This window comes from Sphingobacterium sp. UBA5996, from assembly GCF_002429765.1.
Taxonomy (GTDB): Bacteria; Bacteroidota; Bacteroidia; order Sphingobacteriales; family Sphingobacteriaceae; genus Sphingobacterium.
On the sequence record NZ_DJAS01000014.1, the window covers coordinates 125,803 to 148,889 of the forward strand.

The 23,087-nt window shown below is 39.3% G+C and carries 19 protein-coding genes; 3 read left to right on the plus strand and 16 right to left on the minus strand.

Annotated features, from left to right (window positions below; translation table 11 throughout):
* Positions 1 to 25: 25 nt before the first annotated feature.
* From ggt to B3E00_RS11025, 4 genes are all read right to left on the minus strand, one after another.
* A complete protein-coding gene (ggt, locus tag B3E00_RS11010) occupies positions 26 to 1,726 on the minus strand; it encodes a gamma-glutamyltransferase (protein WP_293938425.1) in 1,701 nt (566 codons plus the stop codon).
* Between the two features lie 63 nt (positions 1,727 to 1,789).
* Entirely contained in the window at positions 1,790 to 2,116 is a 327-nt protein-coding gene (locus tag B3E00_RS11015; RefSeq protein ID WP_209577584.1) for a nucleotide pyrophosphohydrolase, read from the minus strand.
* 16 nt (positions 2,117 to 2,132) lie between these two features.
* Positions 2,133 to 2,591, minus strand: a complete 459-nt coding sequence (dtd, locus tag B3E00_RS11020) for a D-aminoacyl-tRNA deacylase (protein WP_293938427.1) — start codon at positions 2,589 to 2,591, stop codon at positions 2,133 to 2,135.
* Positions 2,592 to 2,798: 207 nt separating this feature from the next.
* Positions 2,799 to 5,234: a TonB-dependent receptor gene (locus B3E00_RS11025; RefSeq protein ID WP_293938429.1), complete on the minus strand. Its 2,436-nt coding sequence runs from the start codon at positions 5,232 to 5,234 to the stop codon at positions 2,799 to 2,801.
* 406 nt (positions 5,235 to 5,640) lie between these two features.
* Between B3E00_RS11025 and B3E00_RS11030 the strand changes: the two genes are divergently transcribed.
* From B3E00_RS11030 to B3E00_RS11040, 3 genes are all read left to right on the plus strand, one after another.
* Positions 5,641 to 6,816: an amidohydrolase family protein gene (locus B3E00_RS11030; protein WP_209577589.1), complete on the plus strand. Its 1,176-nt coding sequence runs from the start codon at positions 5,641 to 5,643 to the stop codon at positions 6,814 to 6,816.
* Positions 6,817 to 6,934: 118 nt separating this feature from the next.
* Positions 6,935 to 7,216 carry an acylphosphatase gene (locus B3E00_RS11035; RefSeq protein WP_209577591.1) on the plus strand — a complete coding sequence of 94 codons (282 nt, stop codon included), beginning with the start codon at positions 6,935 to 6,937 and terminating at the stop codon, positions 7,214 to 7,216.
* Positions 7,217 to 7,287: 71 nt separating this feature from the next.
* Entirely contained in the window at positions 7,288 to 8,724 is a 1,437-nt protein-coding gene (locus tag B3E00_RS11040; protein ID WP_293938432.1) for a lipopolysaccharide biosynthesis protein, read from the plus strand.
* Between the two features lie 57 nt (positions 8,725 to 8,781).
* Here the strand turns inward: B3E00_RS11040 and dusB are convergent, their stop codons facing one another.
* From dusB to B3E00_RS11100, 12 genes are all read right to left on the minus strand, one after another.
* Entirely contained in the window at positions 8,782 to 9,777 is a 996-nt protein-coding gene (gene dusB, locus B3E00_RS11045; protein WP_209577593.1) for a tRNA dihydrouridine synthase DusB, read from the minus strand.
* Positions 9,778 to 9,843: 66 nt separating this feature from the next.
* Positions 9,844 to 12,285: an outer membrane beta-barrel family protein gene (locus tag B3E00_RS11050; protein ID WP_293938434.1), complete on the minus strand. Its 2,442-nt coding sequence runs from the start codon at positions 12,283 to 12,285 to the stop codon at positions 9,844 to 9,846.
* A gap of 39 nt (positions 12,286 to 12,324) precedes the next feature.
* On the minus strand, positions 12,325 to 13,446 hold the full coding sequence (locus B3E00_RS11055) for a PepSY-associated TM helix domain-containing protein (RefSeq protein ID WP_293938436.1): 1,122 nt from the start codon (positions 13,444 to 13,446) through the stop codon (positions 12,325 to 12,327).
* A gap of 111 nt (positions 13,447 to 13,557) precedes the next feature.
* A complete protein-coding gene (locus B3E00_RS11060) occupies positions 13,558 to 14,766 on the minus strand; it encodes a hypothetical protein (RefSeq protein ID WP_293938438.1) in 1,209 nt (402 codons plus the stop codon).
* Between the two features lie 2 nt (positions 14,767 to 14,768).
* Entirely contained in the window at positions 14,769 to 17,192 is a 2,424-nt protein-coding gene (locus B3E00_RS11065; protein ID WP_293938440.1) for a TonB-dependent receptor, read from the minus strand.
* Positions 17,193 to 17,305: 113 nt separating this feature from the next.
* Positions 17,306 to 18,394, minus strand: a complete 1,089-nt coding sequence (locus B3E00_RS11070) for a hypothetical protein (protein WP_293938442.1) — start codon at positions 18,392 to 18,394, stop codon at positions 17,306 to 17,308.
* 142 nt (positions 18,395 to 18,536) lie between these two features.
* Positions 18,537 to 19,175 carry a hypothetical protein gene (locus B3E00_RS11075; RefSeq protein WP_293882086.1) on the minus strand — a complete coding sequence of 213 codons (639 nt, stop codon included), beginning with the start codon at positions 19,173 to 19,175 and terminating at the stop codon, positions 18,537 to 18,539.
* A 56-nt stretch (positions 19,176 to 19,231) separates the two neighbouring features.
* Positions 19,232 to 19,747: an RNA polymerase sigma-70 factor gene (locus tag B3E00_RS11080; protein ID WP_293882084.1), complete on the minus strand. Its 516-nt coding sequence runs from the start codon at positions 19,745 to 19,747 to the stop codon at positions 19,232 to 19,234.
* Positions 19,748 to 19,814: 67 nt separating this feature from the next.
* Positions 19,815 to 20,597, minus strand: coding sequence for an indole-3-glycerol phosphate synthase TrpC (gene trpC, locus B3E00_RS11085; protein ID WP_293938444.1), 783 nt, complete (start codon positions 20,595 to 20,597; stop codon positions 19,815 to 19,817).
* An 11-nt stretch (positions 20,598 to 20,608) separates the two neighbouring features.
* Positions 20,609 to 21,184: an anthranilate synthase component II gene (locus B3E00_RS11090; RefSeq protein WP_293938446.1), complete on the minus strand. Its 576-nt coding sequence runs from the start codon at positions 21,182 to 21,184 to the stop codon at positions 20,609 to 20,611.
* Positions 21,171 to 21,464: an isochorismate pyruvate-lyase gene (locus B3E00_RS11095; protein ID WP_293882078.1), complete on the minus strand. Its 294-nt coding sequence runs from the start codon at positions 21,462 to 21,464 to the stop codon at positions 21,171 to 21,173. The genes B3E00_RS11090 and B3E00_RS11095 overlap by 14 nt, the downstream gene beginning before the upstream one ends.
* Positions 21,461 to 22,864, minus strand: a complete 1,404-nt coding sequence (locus B3E00_RS11100; RefSeq protein ID WP_293938447.1) for an anthranilate synthase component I family protein — start codon at positions 22,862 to 22,864, stop codon at positions 21,461 to 21,463. Before B3E00_RS11100 ends, B3E00_RS11095 begins: the two co-directional genes overlap by 4 nt.
* Positions 22,865 to 23,087: the final 223 nt, after the last annotated feature.

A 23,087-nucleotide genomic window follows, 5' to 3' on the forward strand; every position in this document is an offset into this window, starting at 1 on the left:
AAAAGAGCCCGTATTTTTTTTGACCTTAGTAACCCTTTGCCGTATCGTCTCCACGCGGATCGGCTCCGGTCTGTAATTTACCGTCCGGTAATACCACGATATTCTCCACACGACCGATTGCCCCCCTCTGATTTATCGTATAGCCATCTTTTGCCAATTGATTACGCAGGTTGGCATCAATGGCATTATGCTCGACATCGACATGATCAGGAAGCCATTGATGATGAAATCTTGGCAAGCTAACAGCTGCCTGTGCGTTCTTTCTGAAGTCGATGACGTTTAGAATAGTCTGAAAAACAGACGTAATAATCGTCGATCCTCCTGGGGTGCCGACAACCATAAATAGCTTGCCATTTTTTTCTACAATAGTAGGTGTCATCGAACTGAGCATTCTTTTACCTGGCTGAATCTCATTTGCCTTTTCACCTGTCAAACCGTACATGTTAGGTACGCCGGCTTTCACCGAAAAATCGTCCATTTCATTGTTTAATAGGAAGCCTGCGCCGGCTACAAATACGCCCGATCCATACGAATCATTAAGTGTCGTTGTAATAGACACCGCATTACCTTGTGCATCAACAATATTAAAATGCGTTGTTTGCTCACTTTCATAGCCAGGTATGATGTCAGCATTGATCTCTTTACTCAATGCCGCTTTATGGAAATTAAATGCATGCAGTTTACTTGCATTGGAACTGGAGTCTATGAGATGTTGGATAGGTACCTTAACAAAATCAGGATCCCCGAGATACTTCGCTCTATTGGCATAGACATAGCGTTCGGCCTCCACTATAACACGAATAGTTGAATCGGTCTGAAACCCCCAACGTTGTAGCGGAAACTGCTCAACGGATTTGAGTAGGGCTAAAAGAGAAGTTCCTCCACTAGATGGTGGCGGCATCGAAATGACTTTATATCCTCGATAGTTTGTATGAATTGGACTGCGCCAAATTGCTTGGTATTCCAAGAGGTCTTGGTGCGTAATAATTCCTTTTCCTTGACTCATTTCAGCGACCAGTAAGTCTGCTGTTTTCCCTTTATAGAAGCCATCTCGACCCTCATCTGCAATTCTTTCCAGTGTTTTTGCAAGTTCCTCTTGAAGAAATAGATCTCCCGATTTCCATGAGGTCGTTTTGATAATCGCCGCGCCAGACGGGTTTAGCCTGACAAAACGATCTTTATGGCTTTCAAACTCATTGGCTTGTCTTTGACTGATTTTAAAACCTTTTCTGGCTAGCTGGATTGCGGGGAGTAGGAGATCTTTCCACTGTAATTTACCATACTTTTTGTGTGCTTCCCACATACCCGCGACAGAACCAGGAATACCTGATGCTAATTGACTATACAGGCTCAGCTCTGGAACAACATTACCTTGCGCATCAAGATACATATCTCGTGTTGCTTTTAAAGGAGCTTTCTCGCGAAAGTCCAGCGCATCTAATTCGCCATTATGATCACGATAGAGCATAAAGCCGCCGCCGCCAATATTTCCGGCATTTGGATAAACCACTGCAAGGGCAAATTGTACGGCAACTGCAGCATCTATTGCATTTCCACCTTGTTTTAAGATCTTTACACCAATTTCTGAAGCCAAAGGGTGAGCAGTTACTACTGCCGCCTTATTAAATGTACTGGGTTGCTCAACGCTGGAATTTAGCCGCTGTTTTGTTGTACAAGAAGCAATGAACACGCTAGCTATGAGCGAATAGGTTATGAATTTATGCATCGTATCCGATTTACAATTTTAAATAGCATCTCAGGGAGTTGTAGAAATCATCTTATTAAGTCATTATTTGAGCTTCGTGTTATTTTTATGCCGGTCGGCATCCCGAATTGATTTCTTTTGAAGATTTTGCTCCAGGGCTTCCGTCAAGTCGATGCCAGTTTGATTGGCAAGGCACATCAAAACGAATAATACATCAGCCATCTCATCTGCTAAATTAACTTCTTTATCAGATTTTTTGAACGATTGTTCCCCATATTGCCTTGCCATAATGCGTGCAACTTCACCAACTTCTTCCATCAGTATGGCTGTATTTGTCAATTCGTTGAAATAACGTACTCCGGTACTATTGATCCATTTGTCAATAACTAACTGTGCTTCTTTGATGGTCATATTGTTGAATAAAAAATTAAAAGTTTTCCTTATCTTTTGTATCCATGATGATGGTAACTGGGCCATCGTTCAAAAGGTCTATTTTCATATCGGCACCGAAGATACCAAGCTGAATTTCTTTTTGAAGTAAGTGACTCAGTAGTGAAGCCATTTCTTCATACATTGGTTTAGCTTTATCAGGTTTTGCCGCTCTGATGAAGGAAGGTCTGTTGCCTTTTTTTGTTTGGGCAAAGAGCGTGAATTGTGATATGAGTAGGATATTTCCGTCTACATCTTGTATTGATTTATTCATCAAACCCTGCTCATCCTCGAAAATGCGCAAGTTGATAAATTTTTGCCCTAGCCATTTGAGGTCGTCTATCGTATCAGCCTCTTCAACTCCTAATAAGATCATTAGTCCTTTTTGGATATGGCCTGTAATCTGATTATTTACTGTACAAGAAGCCTTGGTAACTCGTTGTATAACTGCGCGCATAATGAAAAGTATAAAACCAAAGGTAAAAATTCCAATTGTCAAACGCGATCAGAAATTTAATTTTATCTACCATATAAAAAGAAATCTCTCTTTTTTCCTTCGGAGAAAAGAGAGATTTCTTTTAGAAGTGTTTGTTCAGAAAACATCTTCAGTGCGGTTTGTCCGATGTTATCGGCTTTGGGATGATCAAGTTCTTATAAAAATATGCTAGAATTTGAAGTTAAGGCCCAATAGGAAATTCGTTGGTGCTTGTGGGAAATAAAAATTATAGTATTTCCGGCTATCACCTTCCATCCAGCCAAAAGTGTAGCCATTAGCCTCATACTTCTCGTTCAATATGTTGTTGACCTGTAATGTTGCACTGATGTTTTTAAAGCCCAATGCTGTAAAGCTATAGTTTGCCAAAAGATTGTTGACAAAATAAGAGGAAATGCTTCTTTCTTTTGTAGATGAATTATCCAAGTATTGTCTAGCTACAAATTTGGATAAAAGTGAAAATGTAAGCGGTGTTATAGGGCTATAAGAGAAATTACTTGACAAGATAGTTGCTGGAGACAATGCGATGTCCGTTTTTGTATAAAAAATTCGTGTATCACCAATTACCTCTTCAAAGTTTTTGATTTTATTTTGGCTAAAACTCGCAGTTGCTTTCCAGTTGAGCTGTTTACTGATGGTCCATGAACCATCGAACTCGATGCCAATCCGATAGCTATCGTTGACATTTTGGCGAATCGGAGAGCCTGTATCACTGATTTCGCCAGTTGGAATCAGCTGATTTTTGTAAAACATCCCATATCCGTTCAACCCGATGTTAAGTTTTTCGTTTGCAAATCGGTAACCAAATTCTATATCCTGCATTTTCTCAGGTGTTGGATCAGGTAAACTGCTGTTTTTTTCTATAAAATCTTTGCGAACAGGCTCTTTCTGCGCAAAGGCATAGGAAGCATACACATTTGAATAATCATTTAAGAGATAAGTTGCGCCCGCTTTTGGGTTTAAGAAATTGAATTTTGGGTGATAGTTATAGTTTTTGACCTTATCGTCATCGCCATATATGTGATAGTCTACATTTCTATATTGGACATCAGCCATAAGAATCCATTGGTCCAATTTGTAATCGATCTTTAGGAAATTACTGAAATCATTTTTTTGTGATTTTCCGAAGTAGTAGTTGTCATCCAAAAATCCTGTTGAGGCATATTGTGCCCATATGACTTGACCATAATGCTTCCCTCTGTATTGATTGTAGGCTCCACCCCAGGTAATCTCCAGCTGATCGTTGGGTTTATAATTGAGGGAGTAGGTCAGGCCATAAAAATAGTTGTCCAACCATCTTCTGCGGACTAGATCTGTTTTTTGTATGGTATCTTTTCCGATAATCACATTGGGCAGGCCATATTTACTCAATTTATCGCCAGGTCTCATTTCTTCATAGTAGCCATAACCTCTGGTATAATGGAGGGCGGTATTAAATGTTAACTTGTCGCTCAAGATATTGGTGTAATGAAGCTGATGATGTTTTTGCGTATAATTATCAGTTTGGTTTTTATAGGTGTACAGGTTATAGTTTCGACCAGCATTCATAAACCGATCTTTTTCAGCTCCCGATATTTCGAGCGCGTTATCGGCATAGTCATCCATACGTGACCGATCTCCAGTAATTAACGGTTCGGGAACGCCATTCCAGGCCTGATATGTTTTTTCTTTTCCCCAGAATACAATTCCTTTTAGGATGTGTTTCTTACCATAATAACCACCATCCACATAGAAAGATTGTAGGTCTGAACTCCCCCTTTCAATATAGCCATCGCTACTGATTCGCGATAATCTGGCATTGAATGCAAATTTGTCATTTATTAGTCCAGTGCCCACCTTCACTGTATTTTTCCACGTGTTGTAAGAACCAAAAGAATTATTAAGTTCTGCATAGGGATTTTCGGCCAGTGTGTTGGACTGAATATTTAATGAGGCTCCAAATGATCCCGCGCCGTTCGTTGAGGTGCCAATGCCACGTTGAACTTGGATGCTCTCTGTGGAAGATGCAAAGTCAGGAAGATTGACAAAAAATGAGCCCATGCTCTCCGCGTCATTTAGTGGAATGCCATTTAATGTTACGTTGATTCGTTGATTATCTGATCCGCGGATGGTCATCCCGGTATAACCGATGCCGGCTCCAGCATCTGAATTTACCTGTACGGATGGTGTTTGGTTAAGAAGAAAAGGGATATCCTGTCCGAGGTTGTTTTTGGTAATTTCCTCTTTTGAGATGTTTTTGAAGGTTGTAGGAGCATTTCTTTTAGCACGTGTGGATTGGACAAGTACCTCTTCCATTTGTATGGTAGTGGGTTCTAATTCGACCAGTAGTTCCATATTATCTTTTACGTTTACATTGCGGATCCATGTTTTATATCCGACAGAGGAAATCTGTATATGATGTTGCCCGGTATTGAGATGATAGCGCTTAATTATTCCATGGTTGTCTGACTGACCGTTGAAGGAAGCTTGTCCATCAATGGATACGGAAACGTTTTGTAAAGGGTTTTGGCTGGTCTTATCTACAGTTTTAATTGTCAGATTTTGCTGCGCAATGGCAATTTGGGTCGAAATAGTAGCTAAAGAGCTACAAATCAAAAATTTGATCATGGTAATGTATTTTGTTTGAGTTAAACAAATCATAGCAAGGGGTTACTATGATCGCACTATTTAACTAACCTCTCCCTACGCCAGCATTATCTGGATCAGGTGTACAGAATTTAATCTGTTGGGTATAATCTCAGCCTGTATTTGTGTTCCTGACAAAACAAGGCACCCCTATTTGATGCTGCGAATATATAGATTAAAAATTGAAATGTTATATAAAGAAGTATTTTATGACAAATTAAACAAGGAAGATGTTTGTTGTTATTTCTTTTTGGTTAATATTTTATGTAAATTGTTGTTTTTGGTATATATTGTTCTTTTTAGGTACCTTGGCATGAAATTTTCTACTAGTGGTATGTATTCATACAGGTCAAAATTTTAGTTACTAAATCGATAGTGAGGAGATAAAATGTTAAAATATTTAAGCGCTAATTATATTCTACCGATTAGCTCGATGCCGATAAAAGATGGTATTGTTGCGGTAGATGAGGAGGGGGTAATTCAAGGGATCTTTGACCCAACGTCATTTACACCGATGGATAACGGTCAGGTCGAGAAATACGAAGGGGTTATAATTCCGGGTTTTATCAATGCACATTGCCACATTGAATTGTCGCATATGAAAGGTATTGTTGCCAAAGGTACAGGTCTTCCGAGCTTTTTGAGTAAGGTGATGACAACGCGTTCGGCTTCGATGAAGAAAATAGATGAAGCGATGGCAAAAGCCGACAGAGAGATGTACGAAAATGGTATTGTCGCAGTAGGTGATCATGCTAATACGGATAATTCTTCAAAATTGAAGGAGGATTCTGAAATCCTGTATCACACGTTTGTAGAGGTGATGGGAATTGAGCCAGACGAAGCTGATTTTAAGTTGAAGGAAGCGAAATCATTGATCCAAGAGTTTAGGAATGGTCATGTATCTATCACGCCACATGCTCCCTATTCTTGCTCTAAGGTACTTTTTAAAAAATTCAAGAAAATAGTTCCGGAAACAAACATTATCAGTATTCATAATCAGGAAAGTGAGGAAGAGAATAAGTTGTTCCGTTATAAAATGGGCGAATTTTTAGACTTTTATAAAAGTATTGGAAAAAATGCAGATACGATAAAAGCGCAGGCAAGAAATTCAATTCAATCTTATTTGCCTTATTTGCCTTACCCAAATAAATTGTTGTTGGTTCATAATACCTATACGTCTTTAAAAGATCTTGATTTTGTTGAGCGTATGGGGCGTGACGTCACGTGGTGTTTATGTCCGAAAGCTAACCTTTATATTGAGGGGGTTCTACCTAAAATTCAGAATTTTTTAAATGCAGGACAACGTATTGTGATCGGAACCGATAGTTTAGCTTCCAACGATACACTGTCCATTCTGGAGGAACTAAAGGTGTTACATGCACACTTCGAGGATCTTGATTTCTTACAGACTATACAATGGGCCACGATTAATGGTGCTATTGCGTTAAATATTCAGGACGAATTTGGATCATTGGAGGTCGGTAAAAAGCCAGGTGTTGTATTGCTTCAGGGGATGGAACATATGCGCTTGACTGATGATGTGAAGGTAAAACGCTTAGCCTAGTATTTTATTCCCCAAAACTTCTGTACTTTTGTTTTTAATGAACAACCCATGACTATACGAATGAAATTATAGTCATGGATTGCTCCATCTGACAGATGGAAGAAAAAATAAGTTACAGATGAAACATTTGAATATTTCAATAAGAGGTAAAGTACAGGGGGTCTTTTTTAGATTGACAACCAAGGCAGTTGCTGATCAAGTTGGTGTCAGGGGCTTTGTGGTCAATTTAAAAGATGGTTCCGTTTATATTGAAGCTGAGGGCGATGATTTTGCACTGGATTCACTGTTGGAGTTCTGCCAAGAAGGCCCCGAAGGTGCAATTGTTGAAAGTGTAGAAATAGAGGAAGGCGAACTGAAAAGCTTTTCTAATTTTGAAGTAGTTAAAAGAGTTCAATCCTAAGCCCAGTGTCTACGATCAAAAAATTTCTCAGCGATACCTTCATTTACGGTATAACGACTATCGTTTCAAGAATGATAGGATTTTTGATGACGCCGCTTTATCTGAGGAAATTTAAAGATGCGGCAGTCTACGGCATCTATTCTAATTTTTATGCCTGGATGTCTATGTTGAATGCTGTGCTGGCATTTGGTATGGAGACGACATATTTTCGCTATTTGCAAAAGGTCGAAACACAAGATAGATCTAAAGTATACAATAATAGTTTCTTTATTACGTTAGTCACTTCGTTTATTTTATTGTTATCTGTCTTTGTATTTACGCGGCCCATTGCAGCATGGTTTGCAGATGGTGGCGATGTTGATCTGTATGAGCGATATATTAAATATTTCGCTTTTATTCTTGTTGCTGATGCGCTTGCCGTTATCCCATTTACAAAACTTCGCGCTGAAGGAAGGCCCTATAAATATAGCGCACTAAAATTCGTTAATATTGGAGTTACGGTGATTTCAAACCTGTTCTTCATTTATTTCTTGCCTGATTGGGTTCACCAGTATAGCTTTTGGGCTGATTTTGCCGGAACATGGTTTAAAGAAGGCTGGATTGGCTATGTCTTTATTTCCAACCTTTTCGCGAGTATTGTTACATTAATCCTACTACTGCCCGAGTTGCTCACTTTCCGATTCAATCTAGATCGAAAATTACTGCATGAAATGTTAACGTATAGCTTCCCAATTTTAGTCGCTAATATTTCATTTATTATTAATGAGAATCTAGACAAAATGTTCTTTCTGAAATTGTTGCCCGGAGAGACTGGGAAAGACGAATTAGGTATCTATGGTGCGGTTGCCAAATTGGCCGTATTTCTAAGCTTATTTGTTACGGCTTTTAGGCTAGGGGCAGAACCATTTTTCTTTTCGTATTCGAAAAATCAGAATGCATCGAAAACCTATGCGCTAATCATGGAGTATTTTGTTATTTTGATGGTCATTGCAATGGTTGGACTAACCGTTAATCTCGATTGGCTTAAGTACTTCATTAAAGGAAATGAATCGGAAGTTGCTGTCTACTGGACCGGACTCAAAATTGTTCCAATTCTACTGTTTAACTATGTACTACTAGGGATATATATGAACCTGTCAATTTGGTACAAGTTGACAGACCAGACACGATATGCACTCTATATTTCAGGAATAGGAGCTTTATTAACGATTATGCTGAATGTTTGGCTGATTCCAGTGTATTCCTATGTTGGGGCTGTTTTGTCTACGACAGTGGTGTACTTGGTGATGATTGGCTTTTCACTGTACTGGGGTCAGATGTATTATCCTATACCTTATAAATTGATAAAAATTGCCATTTATCTTGGGGTAGGGCTTCTGATTTCATGGATGAGCTTTCAAGTTTTTCATAGTAACATCTGGATAGGCAATGGGATGCTATTGTTATTATTGGGCTTCACTTTTATTCTTGAAAAGAATGGGCTGATGAAATTAATTCGAAGAAAATAGCTGGTTTGTTCAATACATAAAAAAGGCGANNTCGCCTTTTTTATGTATTGAAAAATCTTAAAATACTTCAGTTTCGAAGGTATGTTCAATATCATGGAGTACATCCAAAATCTCGTCTTGCGTTTGTAAGCTGACAAGTTTCATTCTGGATTCTTTGAAATTTGGAATTCCTTTGAAATAATTTGCGTAATGTCTCCGCATTTCAAAAATCCCTAATTTATCACCTTTCCATTCAATGGATTTGTTTAAGTGTGTTTTACATACCTCGACACGTTCGGCAATAGTAGGCCCCTCCAGGCGCTCACCTGTGTGGAAGAAATGTTTGATTTCTCTAAAGATCCATGGGTAACCAATTGCAGCACGACCAATCATAATGCCATCAACCTCATATTCTTGTCTCCAGGCCGCGGCTTTCTCCACCGAATCCACATCACCGTTACCAAAAATTGGAATCTGAATGCGCGGATTGCGTTTGATGTCACGGATCATGGACCAATCAGCCTGACCTTTGTACAATTGCGCACGGGTACGGCCATGTATTGCTAATGCTTTTATGCCAACATCTTGCAATCGCTCTGCTACCTCGTATACATTTTTGGTATTGTCATCCCAGCCAAGACGTGTTTTTACTGTAACGGGTAGATGAGTTGCTTCAACAACAGCTTTGGTCATGGCAACCATTTTATCAATGTCTTGCAATAAGGAAGAGCCGGCTCCCTTACAGACCACTTTCTTAACAGGGCAGCCGTAATTGATGTCGATTAGATTTGGATTTGCTTTTGTGCAGATTTCAGCTGATTGGCGCATACTTTCAATATCTCCACCGAATATCTGGATACCGATAGGCCGTTCATATTCAAAAATATCAAGTTTTTGAACAGATTTAGCCGCATCACGAATCAGCCCTTCTGAGGAAATGAATTCAGTATACATTAAATCAACACCATTTTGTTTGCAAACATACCGAAATGGGGGATCGCTGACATCCTCCATCGGAGCAAGTAACAAAGGGAATTCACCCAAATCAATATTTTCACCAATCTTGACCGACATCTTCAATTTTTTTTTACAAAGGTACAAAATTTGGTATTAGTATAAAGTTAGCGAACTGTCATGAGTTTAGAGTCGACTTTTGATTTCTTCGGAACCCGTAGTGCGTTGTGCCGTTGTGTTTTGAGAACCACCGAAACGGTAGCTGAAAGATAGGATGGCAGTTCTACTGTCGGGATTAGATCTACCAATGAGCCTGATCGTTGGCGAGATCGTTTCATATCGTCGATTATTGGTTCTGAAAATGTCATTAACCACTAATTTCAGCGTGGCTTTTTTATTGAGGAAGTTTTTTTGGATGCCGCTATATAACTGGCCATAGCTCTTGATCTGGCTTAACCCTATCGTCAATCCGGAGGTGTAGCTCCCGCCCACTTCTATGGACCAGTCGTTCGGTAGTTTGAATGTATTCTGGCTATTCAGGGTCAGCGTATTGCCTTTACGGCTAATCAGTATGCCGTCCTGTGGAATTTCATATTCATTACGGTAGTAGTTTGTGAAGTGCGTGGCTGACCACCAACTTGTCAATTGGGTCGGAGCGATAAAAGAAACGCCAAAATTTTTGAATGAGCCGATATTCTCTGGCCGTTCGTAAGTTATATACGGATTGGATAAATCCCTTCCTAGGATGTCGTTGACAACGTCAGTTCGTGAAGCATAATTCAGTGTGAAAATATATTTGTTAGAAAAAGTATATCCCAGCTCAAATGCATGTTCATATGCAGGGTTCAGACGGGCATTGCCTTCCGAATAGGAGAAAGGATCGGTGTATACACGAAATGGATTGAGATCCCAAAATGATGGTCTTTGCACACGGTAGCTGTAGCTTGTCTGCAATTTGTTTTTTTCATTGACAGCGTAAGTTAGAAATGCTGATGGAAATAGTTTGAAATAGGATTTTTCAAAGTGTTCATTCAGCGTAATTTGATGGCCTGATGTATGTGTGTGTTCTCCCCGCAAGCCAACCTGAGCCGAAATTTTTTTCCAACTTTTGGAAAGATTAATATAGCCTGCCTGTATGGTTTCTTTGTAAATGAAATGATTGCTTGTTGTCAGGTCAGAGACATATTGATCATTTTGTAAGGTATCGTAATGTAGGTCATTTTCTGTACGGACATGACTGGCTTTCCAGCCAGCCTCCAGTTGATACGCTTTGGTTAGGGGCAGTGTATAATCCAACTTGGCGACGTACACTTTATTGTCTGAGGGGATGTCGCCTCGACGTGAAGAAGGCCGATTGAGCGGAGTGCCATCTGCTTTTATATAGTTGGTGTTCAGTTCTTGATCCATTTTGGAATAATGGTCTACAAGATCAAGATCGATTTTTAATTCGTGTCCTTTCTCATTAAATTTAATGCCGTAGTTGAAATTATAAAGCATATCCCGCCAGCGTTCTTTTCCTTCCGTTATCGTAGATGAAGACCATATTAATCGATTATCGTCAAAGGTACTGAAGCTATTTGTCGTGGGTTCATACTTCGGGTATTTGCCGAATCCACCATTAATCAGCACGCCCAGTGTTTGTCTGGAATCTATGTTGTAATCTATACCAGCTCTAAAGTTATTAGATCGAAGTTTGGGCTGTATCTTATTTTCCTGTTGTGTATAAGATTCGGGGCGGTTACCTTGATCCGTATAGAAGTAGCGTGTGAGGGAATTAAAGTACTCCAGGTTCTGATGATACTGATTATAGATTCCGAATACATTTAGTTTTTCAGTGCGGTAATTAAGATTAATACCTCCGCCAAAATGCGGCCCTCGGCCTGCACCACCGTTGAGGGAAATAGAACCATTCCATCCCTCTCTTATTCCTTTTTTCAAAACAATATTGATGATTCCGGCCGATCCGGCCGCATCTTCTTTGGCACTAGGATTAGTCATGACTTCAATTTTGCTGATATCAATGGAAGATGTGCTCCGTAATAGATTGGCCAATTGGTCACCAGAAAGATAAGTCAGTTTTCCATTGATCATTACCGTTGCACCTGATTTCCCTTTAATGAATAATGTTCCGTTGTCATCTGCTACTACGCCCGGTAGCTTGTTGAGCAATTCAAGCCCGCTATTTCCCTCCGCAAGCATGGAATTTTCAATATTAAATATTAGTTTATCCCGTTGCTGTTCAATAAATTGCTTTTTGCGTACCACAAGCACCTCGGCTAAGTATTCATTATTTGTTAGCAATACAATCTGACCCAGGTCGTATCCACCGAGTTGTTCATCCAAACTGAAATGTGGACTAAAGGTCTCTTGGTGTGTGATGCTTTTTACTTTTATATAATAACGGCCTGCCTTTGTGTCACCGAAAATAAAATGCCCGGTACTATCAGCGGTGATAGTTTTTGCTAATGTGCTGTCTTTCGCTTGATGAAGGCTGACATTCACATATGGAATTGCCTGCTTATCTTCACCGATAATTTGACCTTTGATGTGGCTTCTTTTTTGGGCAAAGCTACTGGATACTGTGCAAATTAATAGTAGACTAAAGATATGATGATTGAAGTAGAGCATAATGGTATAGTTACGGTATTGCTATAATTTAGGGTGTTGCTAATGGAGTGCGTTTCGTTTTTTTATCGCTTTTCTTTTCTTCCCCCACCAGATATAAAATCCTGTTATTGGTAAAGTTGCGCATACAAGTGAGGCAACAAAGTAGATGATTTTGGTTGTCATTCCACCGATAAAACCCGTGTGAAGCGCATAGTTGGATCGCATCAACCATTCTGTCGCGTTGGCCTCATCAATGGGTCCTTGTTTCCGGCCTGTAAGTTCAAGTGTATTTCGATCGAAATTGAGATCTCGCCAGGTGCCGCCTTCCATATCGGTACATGCGTATACTGTTTTGTCTTCGCTCTCGGGATAATGGACAATAACTGCTTCTTTGTTGTATTTGGCATACTCATGGCGTACCTTATACCAAATTTGGTCGGCAACTTGTAGCGCGTCATTTAAAGGCTGATCGATTTGACTGCTGTGGTCTACTTTTTCTATTTTCTTGTCCTGAGGATAACCGCCTGTCAGCCAAACAACAGAATTTCTTATCCAAGGAAAGCTCATAATGAGTCCTGTTAAACACATGACAAAAGCTAATGTAAGTGAATAGAAGCCGAGTACATTATGTAAATCATAGTTGACTCGCTTAAACTTAGCTTTCCATTTGATTTTAAAACTTTGTTCTTTTGATTTTTTATTCCATTTTTTTGGCCACCACAGAATAAGTCCTGTGATCAGCAAGATAAAGAAAATGAAAGTACTCCATCCAACAACCTGCCGGCCTATTTTAACAGGCATCCATAGATGGCGGTGCCCTTCATCCATAAAATGAAAGAAATCTTCATGATCGACAATAGCCAATACTTCCGCTGTATAGGGGTTTACATACACCAGACTGTCGGAATGATCCAAACTGACCTTGACAGATTTATCAAGTCCATAATACCATGAACTTGCAATTTCTTTATCTGGAAGGATGTTGTTTACGGCCTTGTAAATCGCTGAAGGTGGAAGTTGCTCATCTGCCCTTCGTGGTTCGATGTGGATATAGTTTGTTGTTAATTCTTTGATGTCATGTTCAAAGACAAGTACGCAGCCTGTAATTCCTAATATAATAACGGGTATACCGGCAGCAAGCCCTAACCAAAGATGGAGCCAGGCATTAATTTTACTTAGCATAATTGACGGATTTGATCATCGTCGCCCAGTAAGGACTGAGGTAAAGTCGCTTTGTAGGCATTAGGAATAGTGTTTCCATCATGCTTACAAAGTGACTTTCTTTAATTATAGTTATAATTTGACCATTTTATTGACGGCATTTATACCTTCAAGTTTTAGTCCTCTAGAGACAGCTTGAGAAGAAGTGTTGTATTGATACACATAGTAGCCCTCTGCTGTATTCGCAGCAATGTAAATATTATCCCCATCCGACACTACGTTTTCGGCAAAAGGAGTTCCTTTGGCCAAAGGGATATTGATTTTTGACTTGGTCTGTGCTTTTACGTCAACCAAATAGAAGCTTGTGATATATGCTGTTCCATAAGAATCTGAGTCCTTAATTTTAGTTTTATCCAAGATTCTAACAACAGCCTTGTTGTTACCGACATAGGTAAGTCCAACAGCTTCTTCTTTTGTGCGGTCGGTCAATTCGTAGAAATAGGTTGGATCGATCTCTTTTGAATTGTTCTGTACCCTAAAGATTCCGAAAGGTTCACCCGTTGTTTTTGTTGACCAAATTGTAGGTGAAGTAATAAAATAAGCTGTCTGATCTTGCGTGAATGAGGATTGTACATTCAGGGTGTAATGACTTGGGAAGGTGAACCGGTCATCTTGTGTCACTGTAATGTTGCTCATCGAAGGATAGTCCATACTCGCCAGATACGTTTTGCTTACAGAGATGCCTGTATCATTGTTTTCCTGTGTGTAGGATAAATACAATTTATCACCAATAAAAGCGGCATTGTAAGCCCAGAAATAATATCCGTCCATTAGGCCGGGAATATTCAATTTACCACTGCTGGTAATTTTCATATTCTCGACATCGAGGATAGCATATTCAAATTGAATTGCAGCATCTGAACTAAACAAGACCAGTGTTTTGTCATCTTTCCATTTATAGAAACTGGAGTAATATGCCCAGCTTATTGCAGGAAATGGAATTTCTTTGACAACTGTAATTTTGGAGTTATCACTTGTGTATTTGACTAATGTTTTAGAATCTGTGTCTATCCCGTAATAAAATTCACCTTTTGAGGTTATGGCTGCGTAATTGGATTTTGCACCGTTAGCGGCAGTGGTAAGGATTCCTTCTGTTAGGGAGTTGGCAACAAGATTGTAAGTTGCGGCTGGTGTTCCTGCCTCGACAACAAAACCATATGTTGCACTTTCCTGCGCAGGAGGCTCTACTTCGCTACCGGGATTGCTTTTGGAACATGCGGCCAATGTTACCATAAGACTCGCGCTAAAGAGAACTGCTGTGGATTTTAAATTTGAAAACATAATTAATTGTGATTAAAGCTATTTAAGAAATATCGGAGTTTGACGTGAAATGAACGCCCTGGTTTTTGCAACCTAAAGTTGTCATAAGCCAGCTCATTGGTCAGGTTTCTGCATTCGACAGAAATATTGTATTTGTCTTTTGCAAAAGAATAGGAGAGAGCTGCATTGTGGATAAACTGTGTAGGTATTTGGTTTTTAGATTCCTTACTACCCACACTTTCCCAATCCAAGTAATACCAGTGGGTGTAATTTGAGGACCAGATAAACTGCAATTTCGTATCCGGTGCCAACCAATTATTTTTATAGATGCTCAAATTAAGATTCCCATACAACCAAGGTTGATTGGGTACTCTGTCGTTATAGGTTATGTCGGGGTTAGCGGTTTGCCCATCAATGTATTTGGATTTATTCGTTGAATTTTGGTACGTACCGTTGATCGAAAAGTCCAGCAAATTAGCATACTGATATTTTAATTCTGCTTCAAGGCCATTGATTGTAGTCTTGTCCAAATTTTGGTAACTGGAAAACTTTCCACCCGTGGGCTTGAAATAGATAAAATCGCTTGCATACCGTAGGAAATAGGAACTTTCAAAGTTAAGGCTGTGTCTACCGAAGTGTTGATTGAGATAGAGCCCAGCATTGATGTTGTTGCTATTCTCAGGTTTTAGCTTGTTATTGGCAATGATATTGATCCCATTACCAAACATTTCTTGCGATTCCGGGAGACGATAGGTGCGTTCGTAGGATGCCTTGATTCCGAGATTCTGCCTTAGGCTGAACCGGGAGGCAAGACCATAACCGATATAGTTTTTATTGAACCTGTTGTCTTTATTTGTATAACCGTTGCCATCGCTGCCACTGAAATAGACGACGTCTCGGGCAAATGTTCCCAAATTATATAACTTCGTAAAAATGGATGTACTAAGACGTTTGTCCAGTGTAAGATTTTGATAGGCAAGTCCTAAAATATTTTTGGATATGGTGTTGGGAGTTCCCAATGGATTGCTTTTCGCATTACCAAGTTCTTCTTCTGCCGACCTGCTGCTATGTGCAAAATTATAGTTGAGGTTGAGCGCGTTGAATTCGTCCAACTCATAACTAAAGTTTGTACGTATTAGTGCGCTTTTGTTTTTATAATGATAGATGGTTTTGATGTCATTGAGTTCTCCCGAAATTGCTAATGGGATTCCTGTTCCACCGCCCCAGCCATAGCTTTGGCTAGCTGTATCGATGACACGGTATCTGTCGATACCATAAGAAGCATAGCCGTTCATATTTAGCTTTTCGATCAAAAAGTTGTCTTTTTTGTATTTGAAAGAAGGCATTATATAGTTGCCCACAGTACGGAGTTCACCGTATACCGTATTTTGGGTAGCACCGGTCTGTATTTCTTTGTTGAAGTCCGAATATGTCAATCCGAATGAAATCTTATCTGCCCAAGCTTTGTCGGATAAGGATATTTCGAATTGTGCCATATCGGAACGGTACCTATCGTGAAAGCGTTTGGCATCGCGTTCTATGATTTTTTCATTTTCAATCACTTTAATCGGTGCCTCATTTTTAGGATTGTTGCGCATCCAGTAATTATTGTCGGAAAGATTATGGAAGGCTCCTAATTGAATGGACAGGCCAGTTTTGTGATCTGTAAATCGACCATTTACTGCAGCACGCATGGTATTGAAGGAGCCATAAGCAAGGCTGGCATCCAGCATATTGCCGGCAGACTGATTGGTGATGATATTGACGGCACCGCCGAGTGCATCCGAACCAAGATATGCTGGAACGGCACCTTTAAATACTTCGATGCGTTCAATTAGGTTAACAGGTATGTTGTTTAACGTCAATCCTGATCCGAAGTTTTCCATTGGAATGCCGTCAATAAAGAAGCGAACCTGTTTTTCTGAAAGTCCATTGATAGAAAATTTAAAATCAGAACCGAGACCCGCCGATTCGCGGATATTTACACCGAGACTGCGGGATAATACCTGATTGATGTCGAGATTTAGATTGGCAAATTGTCTTGTTTCTATCGCATTAACAGCAAAGCCTGTTTCCTTCAGTTTGGTGCTTTCCGATTTTCCATCCACTTGAGCTGTACCCAATTGTTGCGCTGTTGGATCGAGATCAATGTTTAATTTTTTTGTAGCAATAGCAGATATATCAATTTGAACTTCTCGACTAGCGTAACCTACGGTAGATATAAGTACTTTATATTTCCCGAAGGGAATATGCGGCAGTTGAAAATTTCCCGATGCATCGGATGTTGTTCCTAGTTGCGTATTTTTTATTTTGATACTAACCGAATGTAATAAGCTCCCATCTTTCGAGCTTTTTATTTGTCCTTGCAATACGCCGTATTGTTGTGCAAAGAGTGCGGAAGAAAACGATAGCAATGCACAGGTAGATATCGCTCTAAAATTTGACATACACTTATTTAGATTAAATACATATTAACTAAGTAGCGTATGCCTAGATTTACCGAAGGTCTTGCGTTGAAAAAAAAGAATATTTATTGTAATCACCTGTTTTACAGGTGGAATTAATTTAGTCGATCTATCCTTACGATAAAGTCCGTAGCCTGATCCAGTTGAAGCCCCGCCTTTATCTCTTCTGATTTTATATCATAGATCCAGACCTGATGTCGGTCTGAGCTGTCGTCGATAGCAATATAGGCTTTGCCATTTTCGACGAGAACAGATTCTTTGCGGGTTCCTTTGTCGAAAGGGAGGTCAAGTTTGTGCGTAGTCTTTTTGACGAGGTCAATGCGGTAATATTCGAATTGATAGGTTGAGTGGTGGTCGCTGAAATCTGTATAACGATCTTTGCGTTCGCTTCGTATAATAGCTTGGTTGTTACCTAAATACCAGATTCCGTAGGCGTGATTGTGGGTTTGTGCTGTTACATTAAAGAAGTAATTTGGATCGATCTGTGTGGATTCTTTCTCAATCTTAAAGATTGTTGTGGGCTTTGAAGGTATATTGCCCAAGGCAATACCGGGACAGGCCATAAAGTAGTAATTTCCGTTTTCATCATTGAAACTGTAAGATTGGACGGTGTTTATTCCACCTGGATAAGTAGATCGGGTATCTTTTTGGACTCCCTTTAGCTTTAGTGTTGTTTTATCTAGGGTAGCCACATATAGGGTATCTATTGTGGTAAAGTCTGTTTCATTGATAATTTTATTAAACGTGTAACCAATTAGCAGCTGTTGCTGGTGTATGGTACTAAAACCAACCGAGATAATATTAAAGTCAGGAGCTGAGGAAGGTATTTTTAATTCTTGTTGCTGAACGATTTTAAAAGGTTTGATAGTGATCTTTGTGTACCATAGACGCCGGTTAGTTTTGTTGTCTGATGTAAATAAGAGCAGTGTATCGTTATTTATCCAGTTGATATTTTCTATATGCTGGTCGGGCATTGGCAGTTGTCCAATTTCTTTTAGACCTGATTTTTCGAGTGTATATTTTTTGAATTTCCCTTCATTGAGGAAATAAAATTTACCATTTTTAACAATGATACTGCGATCGAACTCCTGCGTAGGAATAGCCACTCCATTTTGGTGGATAGTCAATTTTCCGCTATTCATGCTGTTAGTCGTGACGATAGTGTTACCTAAATCCTTATCCATTGTATAGAGGCTATATTTGCCTACTAAGCTCTTCTCCCTATGTTCTGATTGGCAACTTATCATTAAGCCAAAAAGCAAAAGTGGGAGAAATAAGATAAGGCGGCTTGATAGCATAGTACTATGGGTGGTGGAGTTTTGTCGATTAAATGATGTTAAATTGCAATTTAAGTTCGTGTTGTAATGTCGGCGCCAGAAAGGTTAGTTCGGATTTTGCAATAATAACCTGTTTCCCATTTTTTTGTGGCTGCAGAACAAAATAGATTTCGCCCGTTTTTAATTCTTTCTTTTTATCAGCCCCCGGCATGCTAAAAGCAAAGTTCCTTTTGGGGATAAAGAGCATATTGCCTGTAGTCTTAATTATCCCTGTATCGGTATTGATCTGAGCCGTCGCATTTTTACCCAAAACTATTTTATAATTTTGTTGATTGATATATTTCAAGTTCCCATTCCGCGCGTTGTCAAATGTTGCATCAGTTTTCTCCTTCATGTTATTGAACTGATGGAGGCCAAAGCTAAGCAGGATTAGGAAGGAAGCTGCAATGCCAACATATTTAAGCGGGTATTTTTTGCTCTTAATTTCTATCGGAGCTTCTGCGGTCTCGATATAGGTGTTGATATCTGCCCAGATATCGTTTTCCAATTTATTTTTTTTAGCTGTTGAAATCGGTATTGGGTTGGATTCGAACGTATCATCCATCAGCCATTCTTCTACCAGCAGTTTTTCTGTTGGAGAGCATTGCCCCAAATGGTATTTCGCTATTAACTTATGATCTATTTTCATCCGTATATTCAACTCAATAACAAAAGTACGAGATTTCTCTTTTCTGCATCAACAACTTATGATATATATTCTATTAATTCTGTCTTCAATGTTTTTAGGGCTCTAGAAATATGATATTCTACAGCTCTTTCAGATATTACCAATTTCTCTGCAATTTGCTTATTTGTGAGTCCTTGCTCTCTACTCATCTGAAATACTTTTCGGCATTGGTTAGGCAATGTGGTTACCAGATAGGAAATTTTGTCTGCAAGTTCTTCGGCAATCAGTGTATTGTCTGAATATTGAGATTCCGTTATGTTTGAAATATTGTTCAGATGTTGTTGGCGGGATACTTTATTACGTATATATTCAAAAGTCTTGAGTTTGACAGATCGGATCAAATAGCGCTCAACCTCCCTCAGACGGAGTTCTTCCTTGCGCTCCCAAAGTGATTTAAAAACATCCTGTACAATTTCTTTTGAATGCTCTTCATCGTGGATATTGCTAAGGCAAAAAGCAAACATACCTTCCCAGTGGCGAAGATATATTTGCTCAAAACTCTTTCTATCGATAATAAAAAAATCCGTTTCCAAAATACAAAGACCTTAGCATATGTCTTTGGCAAAGATAGTTTTATTTAGATTGGTTTTAAATAAGTTTTTAGATTTCTTTTACGAATTCCTTGATCGCTCGACCAGGATCGGCTGTCTTCATAAAATTTTCACCAATTAAGAATCCCTGGAATCCAGCTTTTTTAAGTGCTTTAATGGTTGAAGGATCCGATATACCGCTCTCCGATACCCGGATATATTCTGTTGGAATTTGGTCTAAAAGATTATAAGAATGTTGAAGATCCACCGAAAAGTCTTTCAGGTTTCTATTATTGACACCAATTGCATCAATGTCGTCAAAAAGATTGTCTAATAGCTCCTGTTCATTGTGTACTTCGAGCAAGACATTTAAGCCAATTTGTTTAGCATATGCGGCGAATTCCTGTACTTCTTCCTTTTTCAGGCATGCAGCGATTAAAAGGATGACGTCTGCACCATAGGCTTTAGCTTCAGTAATCTGATATTTATCCACGATAAATTCTTTTCTTAAAATAGGGATACTGATTGCTTCACGCGCTTTAGATAGATCCGCTAAATTTCCTTTGAAAAACTCTCCATCAGTGAGGACAGAAACTGCTGAAGCACCGGCTTCTTCGTAGGCCTTAACAACATCTTCTACGGTGGAGGTACTGTTGATTTCTCCTTTTGATGGTGATGCTCTTTTATACTCGGCTATTATTCCTGTTTTTTCAGGATCAAGAATAGACTCCCTCAACGATAGGCAAGCAACGCTGAAATAGGGATAGTTTAATAACTCCTCCAAGGGAACTGAAGCTTTTGCTTTTTCCACTTCTATCTTTTTTCTTTCAATGATTTTATCCAGTATAGTCATTTTTATAAATTTTAGATTCCCAACCAGTTTTCAATTAACTTTTTTCCATTCGTCGTCAATACCGATTCGGGGTGAAACTGCATCCCTCGGACATCGTATTCGGTATGTGTCAAGGCCATGATAATGCCATTTTCGTCGACGGCTGTTACTTTGAGGCAGGTTGGAAGAGTATCCTGGCTAACTGCCCAGGAGTGGTATCGCCCTATTTTCGAATCTTTTGGAAAATCTTGAAACAATTTTTCCGATTGGTCAACAACGGTGATATTTGTTGCTACACCGTGCAAAGGTTTTTCCATATTGAACAAGGTCCCACCAAAAACCTCTGCAATAGCCTGCTGACCTAAGCAGATACCCAATATACTTTTGTGAGGAGCATATGTACGGATGACGTCAAGCAATAACCCCGCCTCTTCTGGAATACCAGGGCCCGGCGAAAGAAGTATTTTATCGAAAGCATCAATATCTTCCAGTTTAAATTTATCATTTCTCCATACAACGTACTCTTGGTCTAACTCCTGTAATAAATGGACTAAGTTGTAGGTGAAGGAATCGTAGTTATCTATAACGACTATTTTATTGTTGCTCATAACCTTTTGCTATAAAATCTTGATGAATGTAGTGTTCAATTTCTTGGAATATGGATTGAATAAATTCAGTAGGCAAATTAAATTTTTTTGCTAGTACCCCATAATGATTGTTTAAATTCCGAATTGGTGGCTGTTCTTCTGCTTGCTCATCATCTAGCGATTTGCCTTTGTCAATATAGGATTTTCGCAGGGCCAATAGCTCCACAATGCGGTTATCAATGGTATCTATTGACGTGCGGATATGATGCTTATCGACGCAGTATTCCAATGGTCTGATCATAATGTTTCTGCTAGTTGTAGTGCTTTTCGCAATGCAGCGATTTTGTTATTTACTTCTTGAAGTTCCATTTCAGGATCTGAATCGAGAACAATACCACCGCCTGCTTGGTAATGTAAGGTGTTTTGTTTGCTTAGGAAGGAACGAATCATAATGGCGTGATTAAAGTCTCCGTTAAAACCCATAAATCCAATTGCACCGGAATAAAAAGAACGTTGCAATCCTTCATAGCGATCGATTAAGGTCAGCGCCATATGTTTTGGTGCCCCCGACAATGTGCCGGCGGGATATGTATCGCCTACAATGTCAAACGGATTGATGTTATCTTTCAATCTGCCCGTTACTTTGGAGACCAGATGGATAATATGGGAGTAATATTGCGGTTCCATATAGGACTCAACTTTAACTTGTGTACAATGTCTACTTAAGTCATTGCGGGCAAGATCGACAAGCATAACGTGTTCAGAAGTTTCCTTTGGATCTTCTTTGAGTCTAGAGGCAATTTTCTGATCTTCCTCCATGTTGCCCGTACGTTTGAATGTTCCTGCAATGGGGAAGATGGTTGCCTGTTTTCCGTGAATGCGTAATTGCGCTTCTGGCGAGGATCCGAAAAGTTTAAAATCACCGTAATCGAAATAGAAAAGGTAAGGTGAGGGATTGATGGATCGCAATGCACGATAGACATTGAATTCATCACCAGAGAACGGTGTTTTAAACCCTCTGGATGGAACAATCTGAAAAACATCGCCACGTTGGATATGTTCTTTCATTTTCTTGACCAACTGACGGTGCTCTTCATCGGTACGATTGGAGCTTTCTTCACCGGCAAGTTTAAAGGAATATTCAGGAAAGTTTTTGTTCTGAATTAGAAACTGCATTCTTTCGAGTTCTGATTCTTCGTCATCCAGCAGGTGTTCAAAGATGTAGAGTTGGTTTCGGAAGTGGTCAATAGCAATAACATATTTGTAGATATGATATTGCATAAATGGTATTTTCCGCGCCGGATCTGGCGAAGTGGTCAGTTTGATATCTTCAAAGTGTTCGATACAATCGAAGGTGAAATATCCAAATAAGCCATTGGAAATGAGGTTAAGTTCGGCGATTGTATGGTCTTCGAAGGAATTCCTAAAATCGGATACTTCCTGACGTAATTCAATTTCTTTCGCATTTTTTACGATACGCTCCCTATTAGGATACGTAAGCGTTAGCTCTTTTTCATCGAGCTGGATTCCAGCAATTGGCTGGCAACAGATGTAGCTAATGTTATTGTCGCGACTATGATAGTCGGAGCTTTCCAATAGCAATGAGTTTGGAAAGATATCTCTTAGACGAAGATAGATGCTCACTGGCGTAGTTGTATCCGCAAGCAACTTTCTGCTTTGTGTTTTGAATGTATACTTCATTTTATGTGTCTTATCTTCTTGTTGTAAATTCATGCATAAAAAAACCCCGATACTGGTTAGCATCGGGGTTGGAATTTCCATAAATGGTTTTGGTTGATTATGAAATATTATAACAATACCAATTGATTCCCGATGCTTATTGCTCCAGGCCACCACCAATTTGTATTTGTATATCTTCGTGTCATTATTACACAAATTTATAAAAAAAAATAAATAAGCAAAC

Bases quoted from the DNA above. Each gene is read 5' to 3' on its own strand.
- B3E00_RS11095 (WP_293882078.1), bottom strand. From the start codon at position 21,464: ATGATCAGACCATTGGAATACTGCGTCGATAAGCATCATATCCGCACG.
- B3E00_RS11060 (WP_293938438.1), bottom strand. From the start codon at position 14,766: ATGTTTTCAAATTTAAAATCCACAGCAGTTCTCTTTAGCGCGAGTCTT.
- dusB (WP_209577593.1), bottom strand. From the start codon at position 9,777: ATGTCGGTCAAGATTGGTGAAAATATTGATTTGGGTGAATTCCCTTTG.
- B3E00_RS11015 (WP_209577584.1), bottom strand. From the start codon at position 2,116: ATGACCATCAAAGAAGCACAGTTAGTTATTGACAAATGGATCAATAGT.
- B3E00_RS11035 (WP_209577591.1), top strand. From the start codon at position 6,935: ATGAAACATTTGAATATTTCAATAAGAGGTAAAGTACAGGGGGTCTTT.
- B3E00_RS11050 (WP_293938434.1), bottom strand. From the start codon at position 12,285: ATGCTCTACTTCAATCATCATATCTTTAGTCTACTATTAATTTGCACA.
- B3E00_RS11025 (WP_293938429.1), bottom strand. From the start codon at position 5,234: ATGATCAAATTTTTGATTTGTAGCTCTTTAGCTACTATTTCGACCCAA.
- B3E00_RS11100 (WP_293938447.1), bottom strand. From the start codon at position 22,864: ATGAAGTATACATTCAAAACACAAAGCAGAAAGTTGCTTGCGGATACA.
- trpC (WP_293938444.1), bottom strand. From the start codon at position 20,597: ATGACTATACTGGATAAAATCATTGAAAGAAAAAAGATAGAAGTGGAA.
- B3E00_RS11090 (WP_293938446.1), bottom strand. From the start codon at position 21,184: ATGAGCAACAATAAAATAGTCGTTATAGATAACTACGATTCCTTCACC.
- B3E00_RS11030 (WP_209577589.1), top strand. From the start codon at position 5,641: ATGTTAAAATATTTAAGCGCTAATTATATTCTACCGATTAGCTCGATG.
- B3E00_RS11040 (WP_293938432.1), top strand. From the start codon at position 7,288: ATGATAGGATTTTTGATGACGCCGCTTTATCTGAGGAAATTTAAAGAT.
- B3E00_RS11055 (WP_293938436.1), bottom strand. From the start codon at position 13,446: ATGCTAAGTAAAATTAATGCCTGGCTCCATCTTTGGTTAGGGCTTGCT.
- B3E00_RS11070 (WP_293938442.1), bottom strand. From the start codon at position 18,394: ATGGATAAGGATTTAGGTAACACTATCGTCACGACTAACAGCATGAAT.
- B3E00_RS11075 (WP_293882086.1), bottom strand. From the start codon at position 19,175: ATGAAAATAGATCATAAGTTAATAGCGAAATACCATTTGGGGCAATGC.
- B3E00_RS11065 (WP_293938440.1), bottom strand. From the start codon at position 17,192: ATGTCAAATTTTAGAGCGATATCTACCTGTGCATTGCTATCGTTTTCT.
- ggt (WP_293938425.1), bottom strand. From the start codon at position 1,726: ATGCATAAATTCATAACCTATTCGCTCATAGCTAGCGTGTTCATTGCT.
- dtd (WP_293938427.1), bottom strand. From the start codon at position 2,591: ATGCGCGCAGTTATACAACGAGTTACCAAGGCTTCTTGTACAGTAAAT.